20 protein-coding genes are annotated in these 16,858 nt (G+C 62.1%); 12 read left to right on the forward strand and 8 right to left on the reverse strand.

Features of this window, described 5'->3' with window-relative positions; translation table 11 throughout:
• The first annotated feature begins 346 nt into the window (after window positions 1-346).
• From F3J44_RS14860 to F3J44_RS14900, 9 genes are all read left to right on the forward strand, one after another.
• Window positions 347-865: a type IV secretion protein IcmW gene (locus F3J44_RS14860; protein WP_167273678.1), complete on the forward strand. Its 519-nt coding sequence runs from the start codon at window positions 347-349 to the stop codon at window positions 863-865.
• Window positions 858-1,676: a hypothetical protein gene (locus F3J44_RS14865; protein WP_167273680.1), complete on the forward strand. Its 819-nt coding sequence runs from the start codon at window positions 858-860 to the stop codon at window positions 1,674-1,676. The genes F3J44_RS14860 and F3J44_RS14865 overlap by 8 nt, the downstream gene beginning before the upstream one ends.
• 12 nt (window positions 1,677-1,688) lie before the next feature.
• A complete protein-coding gene (locus tag F3J44_RS14870; protein ID WP_167273683.1) occupies window positions 1,689-2,444 on the forward strand; it encodes a hypothetical protein in 756 nt (251 codons plus the stop codon).
• A gap of 46 nt (window positions 2,445-2,490) precedes the next feature.
• Window positions 2,491-3,582 (forward strand): hypothetical protein, encoded by a 1,092-nt coding sequence (locus F3J44_RS14875; RefSeq protein ID WP_240158384.1) that lies wholly within the window; start codon window positions 2,491-2,493, stop codon window positions 3,580-3,582.
• A gap of 7 nt (window positions 3,583-3,589) precedes the next feature.
• Entirely contained in the window at window positions 3,590-4,765 is a 1,176-nt protein-coding gene (locus F3J44_RS14880; protein WP_167273688.1) for a hypothetical protein, read from the forward strand.
• 13 nt (window positions 4,766-4,778) lie between these two features.
• On the forward strand, window positions 4,779-5,912 hold the full coding sequence (locus F3J44_RS14885) for a M23 family metallopeptidase (protein ID WP_167273691.1): 1,134 nt from the start codon (window positions 4,779-4,781) through the stop codon (window positions 5,910-5,912).
• A 27-nt stretch (window positions 5,913-5,939) separates the two neighbouring features.
• Window positions 5,940-7,286, forward strand: a complete 1,347-nt coding sequence (locus F3J44_RS14890; RefSeq protein WP_167273694.1) for a hypothetical protein — start codon at window positions 5,940-5,942, stop codon at window positions 7,284-7,286.
• A gap of 85 nt (window positions 7,287-7,371) precedes the next feature.
• The gene (locus F3J44_RS14895) at window positions 7,372-7,797 is read left to right on the forward strand and encodes a hypothetical protein (protein ID WP_167273696.1); all 426 of its coding nucleotides are present in this window, start codon (window positions 7,372-7,374) and stop codon (window positions 7,795-7,797) included.
• A gap of 15 nt (window positions 7,798-7,812) precedes the next feature.
• Window positions 7,813-8,271: a hypothetical protein gene (locus F3J44_RS14900; RefSeq protein ID WP_167273699.1), complete on the forward strand. Its 459-nt coding sequence runs from the start codon at window positions 7,813-7,815 to the stop codon at window positions 8,269-8,271.
• A 39-nt stretch (window positions 8,272-8,310) separates the two neighbouring features.
• On the opposite strand, the gene F3J44_RS14905 is transcribed toward F3J44_RS14900, so the two are convergent.
• Both F3J44_RS14905 and F3J44_RS14910 read right to left on the reverse strand, forming a co-directional pair.
• Window positions 8,311-9,060 carry a hypothetical protein gene (locus tag F3J44_RS14905; protein WP_167273701.1) on the reverse strand — a complete coding sequence of 250 codons (750 nt, stop codon included), beginning with the start codon at window positions 9,058-9,060 and terminating at the stop codon, window positions 8,311-8,313.
• Window positions 9,061-9,085: 25 nt separating this feature from the next.
• A complete protein-coding gene (locus F3J44_RS14910; protein WP_167273704.1) occupies window positions 9,086-9,697 on the reverse strand; it encodes a hypothetical protein in 612 nt (203 codons plus the stop codon).
• 113 nt (window positions 9,698-9,810) lie between these two features.
• On the opposite strand from F3J44_RS14910, the gene F3J44_RS14915 reads away from it, so the two are divergent.
• The gene (locus F3J44_RS14915) at window positions 9,811-10,158 is read left to right on the forward strand and encodes a hypothetical protein (RefSeq protein WP_167273706.1); all 348 of its coding nucleotides are present in this window, start codon (window positions 9,811-9,813) and stop codon (window positions 10,156-10,158) included.
• A 21-nt stretch (window positions 10,159-10,179) separates the two neighbouring features.
• Here F3J44_RS14915 and F3J44_RS14920 read toward each other — a convergent pair whose 3' ends face one another.
• A complete protein-coding gene (locus tag F3J44_RS14920) occupies window positions 10,180-10,836 on the reverse strand; it encodes an OmpA family protein (protein WP_167273709.1) in 657 nt (218 codons plus the stop codon).
• Window positions 10,833-11,324 carry a hypothetical protein gene (locus F3J44_RS14925; protein ID WP_167273711.1) on the reverse strand — a complete coding sequence of 164 codons (492 nt, stop codon included), beginning with the start codon at window positions 11,322-11,324 and terminating at the stop codon, window positions 10,833-10,835. Before F3J44_RS14925 ends, F3J44_RS14920 begins: the two co-directional genes overlap by 4 nt.
• 308 nt (window positions 11,325-11,632) lie before the next feature.
• Between F3J44_RS14925 and F3J44_RS14930 the strand changes: the two genes are divergently transcribed.
• Window positions 11,633-12,166, forward strand: a complete 534-nt coding sequence (locus F3J44_RS14930) for a hypothetical protein (RefSeq protein WP_167273714.1) — start codon at window positions 11,633-11,635, stop codon at window positions 12,164-12,166.
• A gap of 38 nt (window positions 12,167-12,204) precedes the next feature.
• Window positions 12,205-13,458, forward strand: a complete 1,254-nt coding sequence (locus tag F3J44_RS14935; RefSeq protein WP_167273717.1) for a DUF6685 family protein — start codon at window positions 12,205-12,207, stop codon at window positions 13,456-13,458.
• Between the two features lie 16 nt (window positions 13,459-13,474).
• Here F3J44_RS14935 and F3J44_RS14940 read toward each other — a convergent pair whose 3' ends face one another.
• The 4 genes from F3J44_RS14940 to F3J44_RS14955 form a co-directional block, all read right to left on the reverse strand.
• Complete coding sequence (locus F3J44_RS14940) at window positions 13,475-13,909, reverse strand: hypothetical protein (RefSeq protein ID WP_167273719.1); 435 nt, start codon at window positions 13,907-13,909, stop codon at window positions 13,475-13,477.
• Window positions 13,910-14,033: 124 nt separating this feature from the next.
• Window positions 14,034-15,860 carry a DUF2235 domain-containing protein gene (locus F3J44_RS14945; RefSeq protein WP_167273722.1) on the reverse strand — a complete coding sequence of 609 codons (1,827 nt, stop codon included), beginning with the start codon at window positions 15,858-15,860 and terminating at the stop codon, window positions 14,034-14,036.
• Between the two features lie 28 nt (window positions 15,861-15,888).
• Window positions 15,889-16,341: a hypothetical protein gene (locus tag F3J44_RS14950; protein WP_167273725.1), complete on the reverse strand. Its 453-nt coding sequence runs from the start codon at window positions 16,339-16,341 to the stop codon at window positions 15,889-15,891.
• 43 nt (window positions 16,342-16,384) lie between these two features.
• On the reverse strand, window positions 16,385-16,786 hold the full coding sequence (locus F3J44_RS14955; RefSeq protein ID WP_167273727.1) for a hypothetical protein: 402 nt from the start codon (window positions 16,784-16,786) through the stop codon (window positions 16,385-16,387).
• Between the last annotated feature and the right edge of the window lie 72 nt (window positions 16,787-16,858).

Raw genomic sequence — 16,858 nt, forward strand, 5'->3', positions numbered from 1 at the left:
AGACTGGCCTGTACTTCGGCCTTTTCTACATGCCGAACGAGAATGAGAAAACACCTCATTTATTTTTCGCCCGTTGCGCTTCATCACGCAGCTGTACCTCCACCGGCAAACCTATCGGTGGCTGCATAACGCCACGCTGCTGACCCCCGACGACGCTGTTTTCCGATCGAGACCCCTGCCGCAAGTCCATGAGGTTCAGCGCTCCCCCCCTAAACGGTGGCAAATTGCCCACCTACGACCTTCACTATTTCCTTGTCAAAAAGTTGATACGCCAGTCTTTTTGATACAGAATTAGAAACAGGATGCATTTTAGCGTATTTACGTATGCTTCAAGCGAGTGCAGGGAATGGACGAAATCAAAATATCCGATGCGGGTACTCCGCCCATCGACCAGCTTGACCTCACGGCACATGGCGTTCTAGGCCATTTCGCCAAGTCGTCACGCAATGCACAGCTCGTGAACTTCCTCATGTCCATGGACCGCCTTGACCGCTGGGCGGTGGACTTCAACGAGGATGCCCCCGCGCAGCAGTTCGAGATCCAACTGCTGATGCAGGAAATCCAGGCCTTCGTCGAGTCCTGCGCGCGCGCCCTGCACCGGGTGCCGCGGCCATTCGCCGAGCTATTGGCCCACCTCACCTCGTCGCGCTGCGTCTACCTGATGCGCTATGTCGCGCAGCACAACGAAACCTTCAGCGGGGCGCTGGCAGCGCTGCTGGAAAGCGATCCGAACACCTCCGCAGACCTCAAGGCATTTCGCCATCGCCTGGATGCCTTCAGCAAGGCACGCCTGCTCGGCGAAATTTTCTCCGGCCCGCGGCTACGCGAGATATCACAGATCATGGAGAGCTACGCAGATGTATAAGGGACGACTGAACCCTGTCGCCACGGCGATGGGCAAATCTGTGGGCAAGCGCGCAGTGCTGGGCGGTATCCTGGGGGCGTGGCTGCTCCTGGCAGGGCCTGCAGGCGCAGCAACCAGCAGCCTGATTTCCGAACAGGATTCGGTGGTCGCCGACGCCATCAAAGCCGATGCGCAGGACTGCGCCGAGGGCACCAAGGAAGGCACCATCGGTGCATCCATCAGCGATGCATTGAAAATCCACACCGAACTGGCAGCGGCAACCCCCAATGTCGAGTCGCTCTTCAGCGCCACGGCAGACTGCTTCGGCGGCTTGAGCAGCCTGTTCGACCTGTCCGGCTCCATCCCTAGCCTGGGTGGCATCCTGGCCTCGGCGCAGGCAGCCGTCCTGCAATATGCACAGAAGAAAGTGTGTACGGCGATCCAGCAAGTCGCCTCGATGGTCACCAGCCCGATCAACCAGGCAATCAGCAAGGTCAGCAGTGGCACCTCGCTGGCCGACCTGAACGGCCTGAGCAACGGCTTGGTCAGCAAGGGCATGAGCTCGCTGGACCCTGAGCTGGGCTCCAGTTACCACAACGCCGCAGCCGGTTACGAAACCACCTACACCATCGATGTGAACCCGTTCAACACCGTGCAAACCGACTTCGGCGGCGGCACGGGCACGGGCACCACTACCAGCAGCGCAGCGTCCACCAGCACCGTCGCGCCAGCAACCAGCACCACCTCCGGCAGTTCATCCAGCAGCAGCGGCAGCTCTTCTTCCAGTTCGAGCAGTGGAACGTCCAGTTCAGCTGCCGGCCTGTTCAACTAAGGGGAGCCCAGGATGAAAAAGGTCGCGGCGGCACTGGCCGTAGGGCTGGGGCTTGGGGTGACGGCATTGCCGGCCCAGGCTCTGTCCTGGGCCTCGGTGCTTGAGTTCATCAGCACCATGCAGACCGAGATGAGCGCCTGGTCAGTGACAGTCAAGCAAACCGCCCTGTCAGCCAACGTCGTCTCGCAGATGGACAGCGATTCAAAGAAGCAGCTGGCCAACGCGGTGGGTGCCATCGATATGTCCGACCGGGCGATGAAGGCCGTGACATCCTTCGACTCGGCCGTCGGGCAGCCCGTCACCATCAAGTGCACCGCCCAGGAACAAGGCAAGCTCTTCGTCGAAGCCCTGTCGCAACGTGACAAGGATACGGCGCACTTGATGGCGACCTTCGCCTCCCAGCGTGTGGGCTCCAGGGCATCGGCCGACCAATCGGCCTTGTCCATGCACCGCGATACCTACTGCACGGTTTCCGAAGCCAGGCAAGGCATGTGCACGCTCAACGCCAATGGCATGCAGGGTTGGGATGTGGATTACGCAGGCCCCTTCAGCGAAAAGACCCTCGCCCCCGAAGGCGAGGCTGCCGCGTACGCCTACACCGCGATGATCACCGACCAACGGGCCGAAGCGCACATCGATTGTGCCACGGTCGCCTGCAAGGTCGCCCAGTCGCAGCAACTCGCAAGCTCGGCGATGAGCGCGATGGCTGCCAATTCTCTCGTCGGGCAAGTGACGGACCGTCGCGTGCCCATGCTCACAGGGCAGTGATATGAACTTTCGGCTTAAGTTAGCCAGTATCGTCGTGGGATCGACGATGCTTTCGGGTGTTTCCTATGGCGCCCTGTACGGTTTCGGCCCGGCAGAAGCCTGGACTGAGCTGCAGATCGGCCTGCTGACAACCTCGGCCACCACCAACATCGCCGCGTTCGGTACCAGCTTCGGTGCGCAGATGACCTACAAGTTCGAGCAGATCATCTCGGCTGTGGCCATCGCGACCAAACAAGAGGCGTTGTCTGCCAACGTGGTCGCGGACAACAACCGGCAAACCTCCGAACAGCTGGTCAATGCGGTCAACGCCCAGCAGCAGAACAGCGCCATGGCCAAGGCCTATCTCGATTTCAACGGCGCCACCGGCCAGGGCTTCGACCCCTGTGGAACCGTGGCGAAGAACAAGTCGATGGATATCGCCTTCACCACCATGGCTGCCAAGGCGAAGGTGGCCGTCGGTTCGCTGGACGCCTCGCCTGGCCGGCTGGTGCCTTCGACGGCCCAGGCCATGCAGCAACGCCTCAAGGAGCACCGCGACAAGTTCTGCAGCGCTGCCGAAGCGGATGCCGGGTTGTGCACGCTCAGCACCTTGCCGGGCGGTGATACCAACGCCGCCTTGCTGTTCGAGCCCGCCGACGAGAACTCGCTGACCACCGAAGCACGTACGGCGTATATCCAGCATGTGATGGGGCCACCAGACGAGGCGCTGAGCAAGGCGGCTGGCGCCACGCCTGCCGGTGAAGCCTACATGGCGCAGAAAAACCGCAAGGACTCGCTGTTGTCGGTGCCGGCCTACAGCCTGTCGATGATCAACGCGGCCAACACCCGCAGCACCGAGTTCGGCGGCAAGTCACCGAACGAAGTGCTCAAGTTGCGCGTGAACCAATACTTTGGCGGCAAGGAGGCTGCCCAATGGTCGGGCAACATGGCCCGCCAGACCCAGCGCGGCCTGTTGGTGGAAGCGGCCAAGATGGGCGGCCTCGAAGTCTGGATCCATCAGCAGCAATACGAACAGAACCAACGCCTGATGGCGAACCTGGCAACCCTGGTCATCGCCTCTTCCGAGCGCCTCGAAGCGCCGCTGGAATCGCGTTATCAGAAGGTCTTGTCTGAAAACGCCACGCGCACGATGCAGTGAGGTAGCCATGAAAAAGGATTTCGACGAAGCGCGAGAGTCGCGTAAATGGAAGGTATCGCTCGGTGCCTCCCTGGCCCTCACCTCCACGCTGGCCTGGGCCTATTGCCCACCTCAGTACCAGGAAACCATGGTGTCGCCGGCGTTCACCGCGGCCGGCCAGGCGATCAGCGCAGCGCTCAGCGCGGTGGATGCTTCCCTCTCGGCCATTCTAGAAACCGAAAGCCAGCGCCTGACCTCGGCCATTGCGGTACTGACCAAGCAGAAAGCCCTGGCGGCGAACACCGTTGCCGAAGCCGGGCGCAACTCGGCCCAGCAAACGGCTACGGCGCTCAAGGTGATGGCGCAAACCCAACGGGTCAAACAGGCGCGTTTCGACTACGGCGGCGAGTTCGGCCAGGGTTATTCACCTTGCAAGGTCTACGCGACACGCACGTTGATCGCCAGCCGCGACGCCGACATGGGCACCGAAGTGCGCCAGCGGGTCAAGGCCGAGATCGTCGCAGCGCCAGGCACCTATGCCGAGCCGATCAGCGCCCGGGCCGCACTGAACAAGGCACGGCAGAACTTCTGCACCCAGGACCAGGCGGATTCGGGCCTGTGCAAATCGGCGGGCGCGCTGCCGGGCGCAGACCTGAGCGTGGCGACCCTGTTCGAACCTTCCATGGAAAACGAGCCGCTGTATGAAGCCAAGGTGGGGTTCGTCAACAACATCGCCGGCCTGCCCGACGGCCCAGTGCCGCAAGCGGCCGGCAAGTCGTCGGCTGCCGAGGATTATGCCCTGACCAAGGCACGCAAGGACGCGCTGGTGTCCCCTGCCCTCTCCAGCCTCAAGGCCATCCAGCTCGACTACTCGGGCGTGGAAGGCACGGAAACCGGCTCCGACCTGCCGTTGGCCGAGCACTTTCGCAAAGAGGTCAAGCGCTACTCGGGCAACACGGCCGAGTACGACACCTGGTCCAAGGTGATGTCCGCCCAGAACGAACGCGGCGCGCTGGTGGAACTGCTGAAGATCAAGGCCCTGGACCTGGCCATTCAGGAAAAACAGTACCGGCAGTACGAAAGCATGGAAGCGCAGCTGGCCTCGCTGGTGTCGCTGGAGGTCAGCGCAAGCGGTGCGCAGAACCGGACATCCGAAGCGGCAGCGGACGCGGCCAAGCAGAACGTGATGAAGAGCGTGCAGTGATGGGGCTCAAGGGATGAACAAAACGATCTTGCAAGGCGTTGCTACCCTCGGGTTGCTGGCCAGTGCCCAGTGGGCCATTGCGGACACCTGCATGGTATCGCCGACCGACAAGGAAATTGTGTCCGGGCGTTTCGGCAAATTCCGCGGTGGCGGCTCGGGCAACTTCGGCTCGGCCAACAAGAAGGCGCACATGCACGATGGCCTGGACTTTTCCACCAGCGGTGCCTCGCAGCCTGTGTATGCCACCACCGAGGGTGAAATCACCTTTGCCGGGTCTCGCGGGTCGGCAGGTAACGCCGTGCTGATCAAACGCGCCAGCGGCGACATCGTTGCCTACTACCACCTTAGCGGTTTCGCCAATGGCGTAAAACGCGGCGCCACGGTGAAGCCGGGGCAGCAGCTGGGCCTTTCGGGGAACACGCCAAGCACCTCGATGGTAAAGCACCTGCACTTTACCTACGGCACCGCCACGAAAGATGCGGCAAGGGCCAAGGCCTTCTCCGAGAATGCCCAACGTGGGCCGTTCAACCCCGCGCAGCTGGCCCCGGTGTTCAATCGCCAGGATGGCATCGGCTGGAAGACTGACCCGGCGCCCTATTTCTGCCAAACTTACGCCATTCAGGATGGACACCCGGAGCACTACCCGATCCTGGGCAAGGATACCAAGGCGCAGCACCAGATCCTGTTTGGCAGCGTGCCTTCGGGCGGCGTTGCTCCGGACAATACCGTCGAGCCGGTTCAGGTAGCAGCAGCCAATGCCGATGCTGCCCTGGCCGAAGCAGATGGCAAAACTCCTGCGATGTACTTGTCGGACTCCGATGGCTATGGTGCCTTGCCAACGGCACCCATCGGTGGCTACGACACCCTGTCGGTTTCGGAAATGATGATGACTGAAGCAACCCGACGCTTCAGCGATGCCGAGTGGAATACCAGCATCACCCATGTTTCCAGCCGCGCCCTGTGGGTTGACTACAACCGGGCCATTGGTGTCAGCAATTACTTGTCGGAAGCGATTTATCGCAAGAAAGAAAAAGTTGAAGCATTGCTTGCCGTTTACGCGTCGCAGAAATTGGCAGGTCAAAGGGCACAGACCGAATGGGCGCATGAGCGTGCTCAGAAAGGAGCTGTGTCCAGATCCATTGAATAATGCGGCGCCCACGAAAGGTAATCACAGATGGAACCCAAAGAACTCGATAAGCCTGATCCAGCCGTCGCTGACTCTGCTGCCGGGCAACGTGCCCAGCCAGGGCAGAGTTACGCAGGCATCGTGGTTCATCATGGCGCGACGCCCCTGAACAATGATGCGGCCAACAAGAACGTCTACAGCGTTACCTTGCAAACGGCCGCTGGCATCCAAACCCTGTGGGACTCCGGGCTGGAGCAGGCCGTGAGCAATACCCAGGTGCAGCCGGGCGACGCCTTGCGCCTGGACCGCCAGGGCCAGGCCTGGACCGCGCAAGCAATCGATGCGGCGGCCCTGCAGGCGTACAGCGCCGAGGCGGGTCAGCAGCAGCCCGTGGCTAGCGTGCAAGCCGCTGAAAGCGCAACGCACAAGGCCGCCGCGGACATCGACCCAAGCGCCTTCGATGCGTTGATGAAAGTGGTCGGCGAAATGAAAACCAAGGGGGCCTCACTCGACCCAGAGGAAGTACGGCGCATCAATGAAGCCCTGCACGAACAGGGCAATACGAACGGTTCGCCAGCCGCACCGGGCGCACAACGCGAACCGAATGGTATCGAGTCCCTGGTCAAGGGCAGCGCCGAGCTGGTTAGCGGTGTGGCCTCGTTGACCGGCGCCGCCCTGCAAGGCCTGGGCAAAGGTGCCCAGAGCCTGGCCAAGGCCTGGGATACAACCCCCAAGGCCCAGGGTAGCGATGCTTCGCCGGCGCAAACCGCCACAGCTGCCGACACGGGCGCGGCCCTTTCAGAGGAAATGGCTGGCCGGGTGCAGGTACTGCCACGCCTGTCCGAATACCGCGTCGACCAGGTCGAGAAAGCTGCCAGCAATTACGAAAAAGCGCACACGGCCTTCTGGAATTCAGGCGGCCTGCCCCAGGTGCGCGAGCAGATCGAAGCGCGTGCCGAGCAAACCGGCCTGAGCGTGCCGGAAGTGATCGAAAAGATGAAACCCGACGGTGAGTACACCGACCTGCACGCCGAGTTCGTCGGCGCCGTAGGCCAGTCACCGGAGGCGCAGAGCAGCAAGAAAGCCATGGACAAGGCCCTTACCGGCTGGACCCGCCAGTATGGGCGCGCCCAGGAAGAGTTGCTGAACCCCGAAACCGAAGGCAACCCGCATTACGACAAGCTCAAGAACCGGCTCGAAGAATCCAGCGAGAACATCCACAACAATGCGGCCAACACGCCGGCGTTCGAAGGGGAATCGCACTCGCACCTGGAACGCCTGAAAGAGTCCATGCAGCGTATTTTCGAGCGCCTCAAGGAAGTGCTGCAAGGTATCGGCAACATGGTCCGCAACACATTCTCCGGCTCATCCAACGACAACGACGCCGCGCCCTGAGCGCCGCCTCGTCGCCGCCGCAGGCCAGTCAACCTCTCTATGGCGCCATGAAGGCCCCCACATTCATTCAAGCAAGGAGAACGGAATGCAAGAGTACAACAACTGGAAAGAAGTCTCGGGCACCCCTGAAGCGCACCGGGACTTCCTGCGGGTGGTCGATGCCAAGCTCGAAGAAGGCCTGGGAGGCAAGAACCTCTACGAGCGCCTGAGCAAGGAGATCACGGTAGACGGCAAGCCGTTCAGCCAGGCTTTCCACCTCAACAACCTCGAATCGAACTCCACCAACTGGGACACCGACGAAACGCCGGACCCAGTGAAGCTGGAAATCGTCGAGCTGACCTCGAAGATCAAGGCCGCAGACCCGGGCTATGACCTTGAGCACTTCATGGTGGGTTACGAATACATGATCAGCGAGATGAAGGAGCGCGGCGTCGAAGTGAATGCGGGCCTTGACCACAGCGAACCTGCGCCCGCTAACCGCAGTGGCTCGGACTACGAACCTGGCCTGTAACGCCTGGAGGTGCCCGTGAAAATGTCCCTGTCGAGCATGCTGGCGTTCAGCGTACTGGCCATGGCGAGCAGCGCCTACGCTCAAGGCGCCCCGGAGGCGGGCGAAGAGCAATGGCGGGAGCTGCCGCGCAACACCACCATCTACGTGCCTGTTCCCAAGCAGGTCACGCCCGTTGCTGCTTACCGCTCCTGCTCGAACCGCTACGAAGGTGAAAGCTGCGACTTCTCGACGCCTCAGCAGGGCGTGGTCGAAGGGACGTGCCAGGCACCGGAAATACGCCAGCCGCCCGCCTATGGCTATCAAGTGCAACAGTACCCTGCCCCGGTACGAACGGCCTTGGTGTGCGCGCCTGTCGGCGGCCCGCCACCCGATGGCCCGGGTGGGCCTGGCAACGACCCGGCCAACCCCGGCCACGAAACGCCATACGCCCCTGCGCCGGACGCGCCCGTTCCGGCACCGCCGCCAAGCCAATAACCGGCAGGCGCTCGCAGGCCAGGCACGCCGGCCCAGCGCCTAGGGCGCTGGGTCTGGGCTATCAACGTCCGCGTCAGGTGCAGCAGACTGCTGCATGCGCACGATGAACTGCTGTATCACCGGCAGTTGCTTCTCGAAGGCCACATCCTGCTCCGGTGGCAGCTGGATATCGCCATCGCGCAGGCTTGCGGCCACCTGCGCCTGATAGTGCTCCACGAAGCGCTGACGAAGCTGCTGTGCATCCGGCCCCTCGCCTGCGGTAAGCGCTTCCAACAGGCCATGCACCGCCCTGGTGAACACGAGGGTACGCTGGTACTGCTCGCTTCTGAGATTGGACTGTTCGACCGTAGCCTTGAAATGCCCATCCATCACATCGACCCTGGCCTGCAGCAGCTGGTTGGCACTTTTCAGTGCTGCCACCCCGTCGGACGCATCGGCCTGCTGTTCCGCCCTGGCCGCGTTGGCCTTGGCCACTTGCGACAGTTGCTCGTACATCAAGTCGATCATCGTTTGTTGCCGCTGCACGACGGCCCTGAGCTCAACGGCTTCCTCGAAATACTGCCGAACGTAGGCCCTCAAGGGCGCGAGCTTTTCGTTGGCACAGGCCGCACCGGCATCCCAACCTTGCGCATAGCCCTGCGACTGCCCCTCGTCGAAGCCCTCCTGATGCCCAGCCTCGCGCCCTTGGCGGCGGCCGACATGCAGGTTGGAAATCGCGTGGTCGATCGAGCCGATGTACCCGCCGTCCAGGCCGCCATTGCCCCGGCCTGCGCCCCAGTTATGGTCCATTGCATCACCTCCTTGAATTGCGCCCTCAGCGGGTGGTCTTGAGCTCGGCGCCCGCTGCTTGCAGGGCATCGGCCTGCGGCAGGGCGAATTCAGCCAGCCGGTGTACGGCAACCGCTACCCAGTCCCCACCGAAGCGCTCGTCTTCCAATACAGACTTCAGCGCCAGGATGGGCACACAATGCCCTGCCTCGCCTTGGACATAAAATGCTGCCATCCATTCGGGCAGTAGATGCCTTGAATCATCATGGGTTTCCACGGTGAACATCAATGCCAGCATACCAGGCATGGCCTTGACCTCACGGCTAGGCAATGCATCGGCCAGCCAGAAGGCCACGTCCGCCAGCTGGTTGGCTTGGATCGGCAGCAGTGCGATGACCTTGTGCCCATCGCGGTCGACCACGATGCCCGGCTCCAGGTCCAGTACCTGCGCGCCATAACCGAGCGCTTCCTGGCGAATGGGCAATGACTTCAGAAAGTGTTCGAGCAGCGTGTACATCTCGAACGCGACCGGAATGTCTTTCTGGATAGCCGGCGCGCTGTTCGCCATCACGCTGACGAAACCGCCCCCTGCCTGGGCAAGGATATCGCCACTGATGGCCTGCGCCACGAAAGCTTCCAGTTCATACCGTGAATACATGGTCCCACTACCTCTTGGCGGCTCGACTAGACTGAACTTGGCCCTACTTGAAGGTCCAAGCTGTAGCCGTTCATGTTTGCATGTTTGCATGCCCTAACTTCAAGGATGTACCCATGACCCATCAGTTTCACTGTGCATTTCACCCCACGCCCGACGACCAGGGCGGTGTGCTGAACATCGGCCCAGCCTCGGTCAGCATCGACCTGGAAAACCTTCGCCTGTTCGCCAACGTGGTTGGGCAGATCGAAAAACGTCGTGCAGCCAGTGCCGCGAGGTCGGAAATTCTTGGCCAGTGGGCCGGCAGTGAAAACATCGACTGGGCTCATATCAGCTTCCACCCCTGCCGCGAAAGCTACAGCCTGCGTTACAACGGCGTAGCCTGGGAGGCACCTGCCGACGCCACCATCGCCGCCGCCGCCGAGGCCCGGTTGTTCCTCGACAACATGCGCCTGCAGGCCTGACCCCGGGCGCGACCCTCGCGGTTACTGCGCGGGGGCCGCGCTTGCATGGTACTGGCCGAAAAAGTCGAACTCGACACGGCGGTTGGTAGCACGCCCGGCTGCCGTGTCATTCGAGGCGATGTAGTGCCCTTCCTGGCCCTCGGCACTGATCTTTGCAGCCGCGATACCACGCCGAATCAGGTATGTCTTCGCCGCCTGCGCCCGCAACAACGCCACGCGACGATTGGCCTCCACCGTGCCGACGCCATCGGTGTAGCCGACGATCCTGACCTGCAGCGCATCCCGGGCCGAGCGCACCAGCACGTCGCCGTCTTCGCGGCCGGGGCTGAAACGTGAGTGGCCGAACGCGAAGTTGAGGGTCATCTGGTTGATCGAAGACTGGATGTTCTCCTGCCGCGCCCGGATGGCCAGCAGCTCCTGGCGGCTGCCATTGGCATCGGCTTCCGCGGCCGCCAAGCGAACTCGCAGGCTCTGGATCTCGGCATTGAGCGCATTGATGGTCTGCTGCATGTGCGCAGTGTCCTGGCCCTGGGGCGAGGACGACACATAGGGAACCGGTGCTGCCGGGCTTTCGACCAGCTCGAACCCTGCAAAAGCCTGTGGGGCGAGTGCTGCAGACCATGCGGCCAGTACCAACGGCAGCAGCCGCCTGCGGGGGGTGGCGATCAGGGTGCTCATACGTTTCTCCAATACCGCAGAATCACGAAAACAATGACCGACCAGGCATACCCCAACACCAAGCTGAGCATGCCCGCCAGTAAATAGATACGCAAAGGATCGATGGCCTCCTGGCCCAGCGGCTTCAGCCCAGGGAAAAGGGTGGCCGGGAACCAGGCGAACAACAGCGCCACCAGCGGCGCGATCCACAAGCCAAGGCGCAGGCGGCGCAGGTCACCGCCACGGGTCCACCAGGCGAACCAGCCCAGGCTGAGCAGGTAGGCCGGCAACAGCATGACGCTTAGCAGCAAGGCGGAAAAAGACAGCGCAGCGGCGTAGAAACGGGGTGAGCCCTTGGGCATCTCCCCCATCGCGGTAGCAACCACCGCAATCGCGAAAGCGATGAGCACCCCCATCAGCGGTACCGCCAGCAGCCACAAGGCGACGCGGCGATCGGCCACCGCCCTCTGGCCCGGCCCCACGGCAAGTGGAGGTATTGGGTAGGACATGCCTGAAAAACTCCTTGTAAGGGACAGCTGAACGAACAGGCTCAGAACACCTGGCGCAGCCAACTGCGGCCCAAGCCTGACAACAGCGTCCAACATCCTGCTGATTATCAAATCAGCCTGTTAGAAAAATGTTGATATGGATGGTGAGTATGTAGTTGAGGCCTTTGCCCGTCAAGGTTTCACTCACCGCCCTGCACAGCCGCTCACTTGACCAAGCGCGAGGCGTGGCGCACACTCACAGCATCCAAAAAACATTTTTCTAACAAGCAAAATTGATAGCACTTTGTCATCCAGGAAGGATTTGACGCATGAAAGCATTGCAGTTCGCGATTCCCCTGCTGGTTTCCCTCACCTGCGCCACGGCCCAGGCAGCGGAAGTGGACCCGTCCGAAGCCAACGCCCGCCTCGCCCAGGTGCTTACCTGCGAGCGCAGCGTCACCCCGGAACAATTCGAAGCACTGGTAAAGGCGGCCAACGGCAAAGCCATCGTGCAGGCATCGGACCTGTCCGACGGTGAGTACACCGTACCGAATGCACTGGATGTCTACGGCCGCTCGATCACCCGCCTGTCGATGCACCCAGGCTCCAATGGCGAAGGCGACTTCGACACCTATGCCGGGGCATTCACCGGCGAAAGCATTCAGGCCGTCGCCAAGCTGGCCGACATCCCCAAGGACGACCTGGGTGATTACCGCAAGGAAGTCGGCAACCACGACCTTTCGTTGTATGCCGATGGCGGCGACACCTACATCAGCTGCGCCAACAACATGCGCACGGTAGCCAAGACCATCAAGCGCACAGCGCGCGAAGCCGCGGATGCAGTCAAGCGCGCCACCCAGTAACACCCCACGTACCTACAGGCACTGAAGGGAGTCACGCCATGAGTTTCAGAACGCTGGCTGCGAAGTTTCTGGAAACGGTCAAGGATGACCTGGGCATTCCCGCCCGGTTGCGCCGGGTCATCGCCGATACACCGAACATTCGGGCACGGGTGGACGACACCCCGGCCGTCATCGCGTCATCGTGCGTGGTCCGCTGGCATGAATGGTCGCAGCGGATCGGTGCTAGCCAAGGCAGCGAAACCAACGGTGACGTGCGCGGCTGGCGCGCCAGCGACGGCCACTACCAGAGCGAGCATCGGCACATCCCGGCGCTTGCCCGCCTGGGCAGCACCGAAACCACACCCGCATTTGCCTTCGACATCACCGACGTGACCGGCCTGGCTGCATCGAAGTCCGAGCTGCAGCGCTTTTTCTCCCTGCAGCAGATGGCAGAACAGGCCTGCCAGGCCTTTACCCAGGACATCAGCCAGGAGGGGCTTGCGCAGAACCTGCGCTGGCCGGAAATCGGCATCGTTCACGGCACCAGCGACTTCATGGTGCAGTATGCCTGGGACGATGGCCTGTACCTGGCCAACAGCGGCGGTTCCCACCATTTCGTCGCGGCCCAGCATATCGCCAGGCAACTGCAGCAACCTGTTTCACTGCAAGGTCGCCTCGTGCACTACGGCCTCGATGCCCAGGCCGCCAGCGAATTGAACGAAGAGTACGCCATCTACGCCGTCGCCAAGGATGTGTTCTTTTCCGAAGCGCTCGATGCGCTGCGCGACTTCAAGGCCACCCACTACTGGGGCGACCTGCCGCAGCCTTACGACAACAGCGTGGCAGTGTTCCTGCCAAGGGCTGAAGCACGCTCAAGCAAGGTTGCGCAGATTTTCGCCAGTGAAGGCTTCACCGATGTGGGCGAGCTGTTGATGGAGCTGGCCTCACCGACTGCAGCGGTCGAGCGGCGGGCCCGCCAGGATGAGATGCGCGAACGCATTGAAGCGTTGCCAGGGCTCGAAGCGAAGGCCGGCGCGGCCTACCTGTTCGGCAAGCATGCGGCTGCCGCTGTGGGTGATGGCCTGGCCACCCAGGTGGACTGGCAAATCGTGGAGCAGGCAACCCTGGACGAAGCCTTCGGTGCCCACCAGCTAGACGCCCAGAGCGTGTACCAGGCGCTGGCCCAGCACAGCCCTGGCGCCACCTCCAGGCAGGCCCTCGAAACCTTGCGCGCCACCGTCGATGGCTATGCGGCGCTGCATGAGCGCCAACTGGCAAAGCAAGCCAGCCCGCAGGCACCGAGCCCAGACTGATCGAAGGGCGCGTAGATCAGCCCGCGCAATACTGCCCGGCAAGCTGGTGAATACGTGCCGCCGATTGCGCCTGGGCCTGGGCCTGTTCGCAGGCCCATACCAGCGTCGCGGCGTCGGGAACAGCCTGCGCAGGGCTCGCACGCTTCGCCACGAACCACAGCGCCCGCATGACGAACAGTGGGTCGTGATCCAGGCGCTGGTCTCCTGCGGCGCGCAGGTGCGCGACCAGCGCCTGGGTGGCCTTGGCCAATCCCCTGCCCTGGCTGAACGTCACCAGGCTGCCTAGCTCCTGCGGGTTCATGGACGGATGAATGGTCAACGGCGTGCAAAGTGCCGGGTCGAGCAAATCCCAAAACGTCACGCCGTCCTTGCAGACCATTGCCACGCGGCGCCCACCCGCCATGTCATCGATCTCGATGAAAGTGCCTGGCTGGTATTTGTGGATTTTCATCTTGTGCCCTTACGGATTGACTGACCGACCCTCGTCGGCAATGGGTGCATTCTAAGCAATGGCGGGCGCAAAAGCGTTACCGCCGGTACGTGCGAAACCATGTTTCGGCGCCAGCCCAGCCAACTCAGGGCTCTGGCGCTTCCCAGGCAACGGCCTTCTGCAGCTCGGGAACGGCCGGGTTGGCCAGCGTTGCTTTAACCGCGGGCTTGCCATCCACGCCTGATACTTCGTACTGGTCTTTCAGCGTGCCTTGTGGGCGTTCGGCAATCCACTCGGAGGCCTGCTTGAAACCATCGTAAAGCACGCCTGCCTGCGCCGCCGGGTCCACGTTCTGTAGGTTGATCGCAATTTGCACGCCACGCTCGGCGTCGAATGCAGGCACCTCGTGCACCGCCTCCAGCGTACCCACGACGTTGCCATTGGTGTCGTGCAGCAGGAACGGGTCATCGACCCCCAAGGGGGCTCTGGCCAGGGCGCCGATCGCCGCATCGGCGACGATTCGGCTGGCCTCGTATTCGAAGCCCAGGTCGCTGAATGCCGCCGAGCCTTCGGGGTCGATACGCACCACCGCATAGCTGGGCGGCTTCACGGGCCGGGGCGCAGGGCCAGCGCCAGGCACAGGCACAGGCACCGGTTCGAGCGCCAGGCCTTCGAGGTAAGCCTTGTTGGGTTTGGAGTCGGCCAACGAAGCCGACAGTTGCGCAACCTGCTCGCGCACCGCGGCCTGGCGTTGTGCGGCCTGGGCCTCGTAGTCCTGCGACCTGGAGGCCATCGCTTCATTCAGGCTCGGCCCTGGCTCGACGACCATAGGCTTACCGTTGACCAGCTTGCTGGCCCAGCCGGTGAGCCATTGGCCCGCCTTCTCACCCATGCGCTGGATGGCAGGCCTGGAAAGCGAATCGTCATTCTCGAAAATGACCCTGCGCCCTTCAACTTCGTGCTGGAAGGGCCGGGTCTGCCGATCGCGATAGTTGAACGTGGCACGCTCGAAAGGAAACGGCGCGTTATCGACGACCGTGTATTGGCCATCAGCGCTTCGCTGGAAGGCATCGTTACCTTTGGACAGGCGCGAATCGATCAGCGCTTCCTGCAACTGCGCGGGGTCCTTTATCAACACGTTGTACTGTTCAACGCGCTTCACGTCTTCGGGCAGCATCGGCCGCATTTCGATGCCGGCGGTCTGCAGGCGGTCGTACATCACGGCCAGCGGGCCGGCGGCAAGCACATCGTGCTTATAGCCACCACCCACCTGCGAATGCGCACCGGCGAATTTCAACTCTTCGATCCGCGAGTTGTCGTCATTGCGCAAGGCACTGGTCAACGGGAAGGTGTCTCGGTACTCATTCATCGCCACCAGGTGGGTGGTCGAATCGATGTTCCCGCTGATCTCCAGGTTCTTGTTCAAGTGCGTGTCGGTTTTCGCATTGCCGAACGAGGCGACGGTGTCGAAGATCCCCAGTTTGTTGACATGGGGCTGGCCGGGTGGAATCAGGTACTGATCCGTCACCCGGAACTGGCTGTCCAGCATCGGCACGCCACGGTCGATGAATACGTTGGCCAGCGCCCGGGCCTGGGCCGCTCCCCGGCTGAAACCCACCACATTCACATCGACGGCCAGGTCGGGGTACTTGTTATGGAAGGCGACAAGCGTGTCATAGGCCTGCTCGATACGGCTCTGGCCACCGGCCCCGGTCGCACCTTCGAAAACCATGCCCAGCGGGTTGTTCTTCTGGCTGCCAACGCCGTCGATGTAGACTTTCTCCGATTGACCAGAGCGCGCACTGGCGTCGTACTGTTGCGGTTTGCCCCCTGAGTTGCGGGCAAGGTTGGTGCCTTGGGCGGTATCGAGGTCATACAGCCGCGCAACGTTGGTGTGGGCACCCTCGGGGGCATCGTTGTCCTTGTTGTTGCGCGTACCGTCGAGGTACACCGTGATATGCAAGTCACTCATTTCATATCCCTATGAACGATCGCCGCGGTCAGGCCTGGTTCAGCGTCAACACATGATCGCGAACGGCTTCTCCCGCCTGGTACATGAAGGTTTCATAAAAGCCTTTGCCCAGCTCCAGCAAGGGTGACCCACCCAGGGAGTCGGCCGCTGCGTTCAGCGCAATGACGCCAACCTTTTCCGCAACATGCCTGATGTTGTTGTCATGCAGGGTTGGGTCGTCAGCGGGCTGTTGATGGCAGGTGGAAATCAGGTATTGGATACCTTCATTCTCGAAGTCGGCATTCAGGTGGCTGCTCAGCGCGATCAGCGTCTCGCGTATCAACCCCGGGTCTACCCCCTGCGCCGACAGCAGGCGCGCTATGCGCGCGTCGGCAACGGCCAGCAGGTCCTTGTGGGTGTAACCCGGCATCGGAGGAAATACGCCAGGTGGCAATTCGATTGCAGGGCCAGCTTCCTCGCCCGAGTAGTTTTCATCCTGCATAGGAAATTCCTTCTCTCACGTTAATAGGGCGGGGCCGCAGCGGCTAATCACCGACAGGTTCGTCGCCTTGCGCAAGCCCTTGTGCGGCAGCGTGGTAAAGCAGCGTCAGGTCCTGCCTGGCATCCAGTACTTCAGCATGGAAGACGGCAGAAACAAAAGGCGCGACCCTGGAAAATTCCGGCAGCACCTGGGGCCGGCGGGCATGAATCGGGAAAATCGGATTGGCCGGCGCAGCCAGCTGGAACGCATAACCGAACCCACCCAACCCGGCGCGTACCGACAGCGCCTGAGCGAGGCACAGCACCGCCACCAGCCCGATATCCGCCACATCGTCGGCATACAGCTCGCCGCCGTCGTAGATGAACTGCTCACCGCGCACGATGGCCTGGTCAGCCAGCCCGGTAAGCAGCCGTCGAAGCTGGTCTTCCAGTTGATTCTCATCCATACGAAACCTCCGCCAAGCGATCCGAGTCGCGTATCAAGATGCGTACACCATTGCGCGTCATCGTCCAAGACC

The sequence above is a fragment of the Pantoea sp. Tr-811 genome, assembly GCF_011752535.1.
GTDB lineage: Bacteria > Pseudomonadota > Gammaproteobacteria > Pseudomonadales > Pseudomonadaceae > Aquipseudomonas.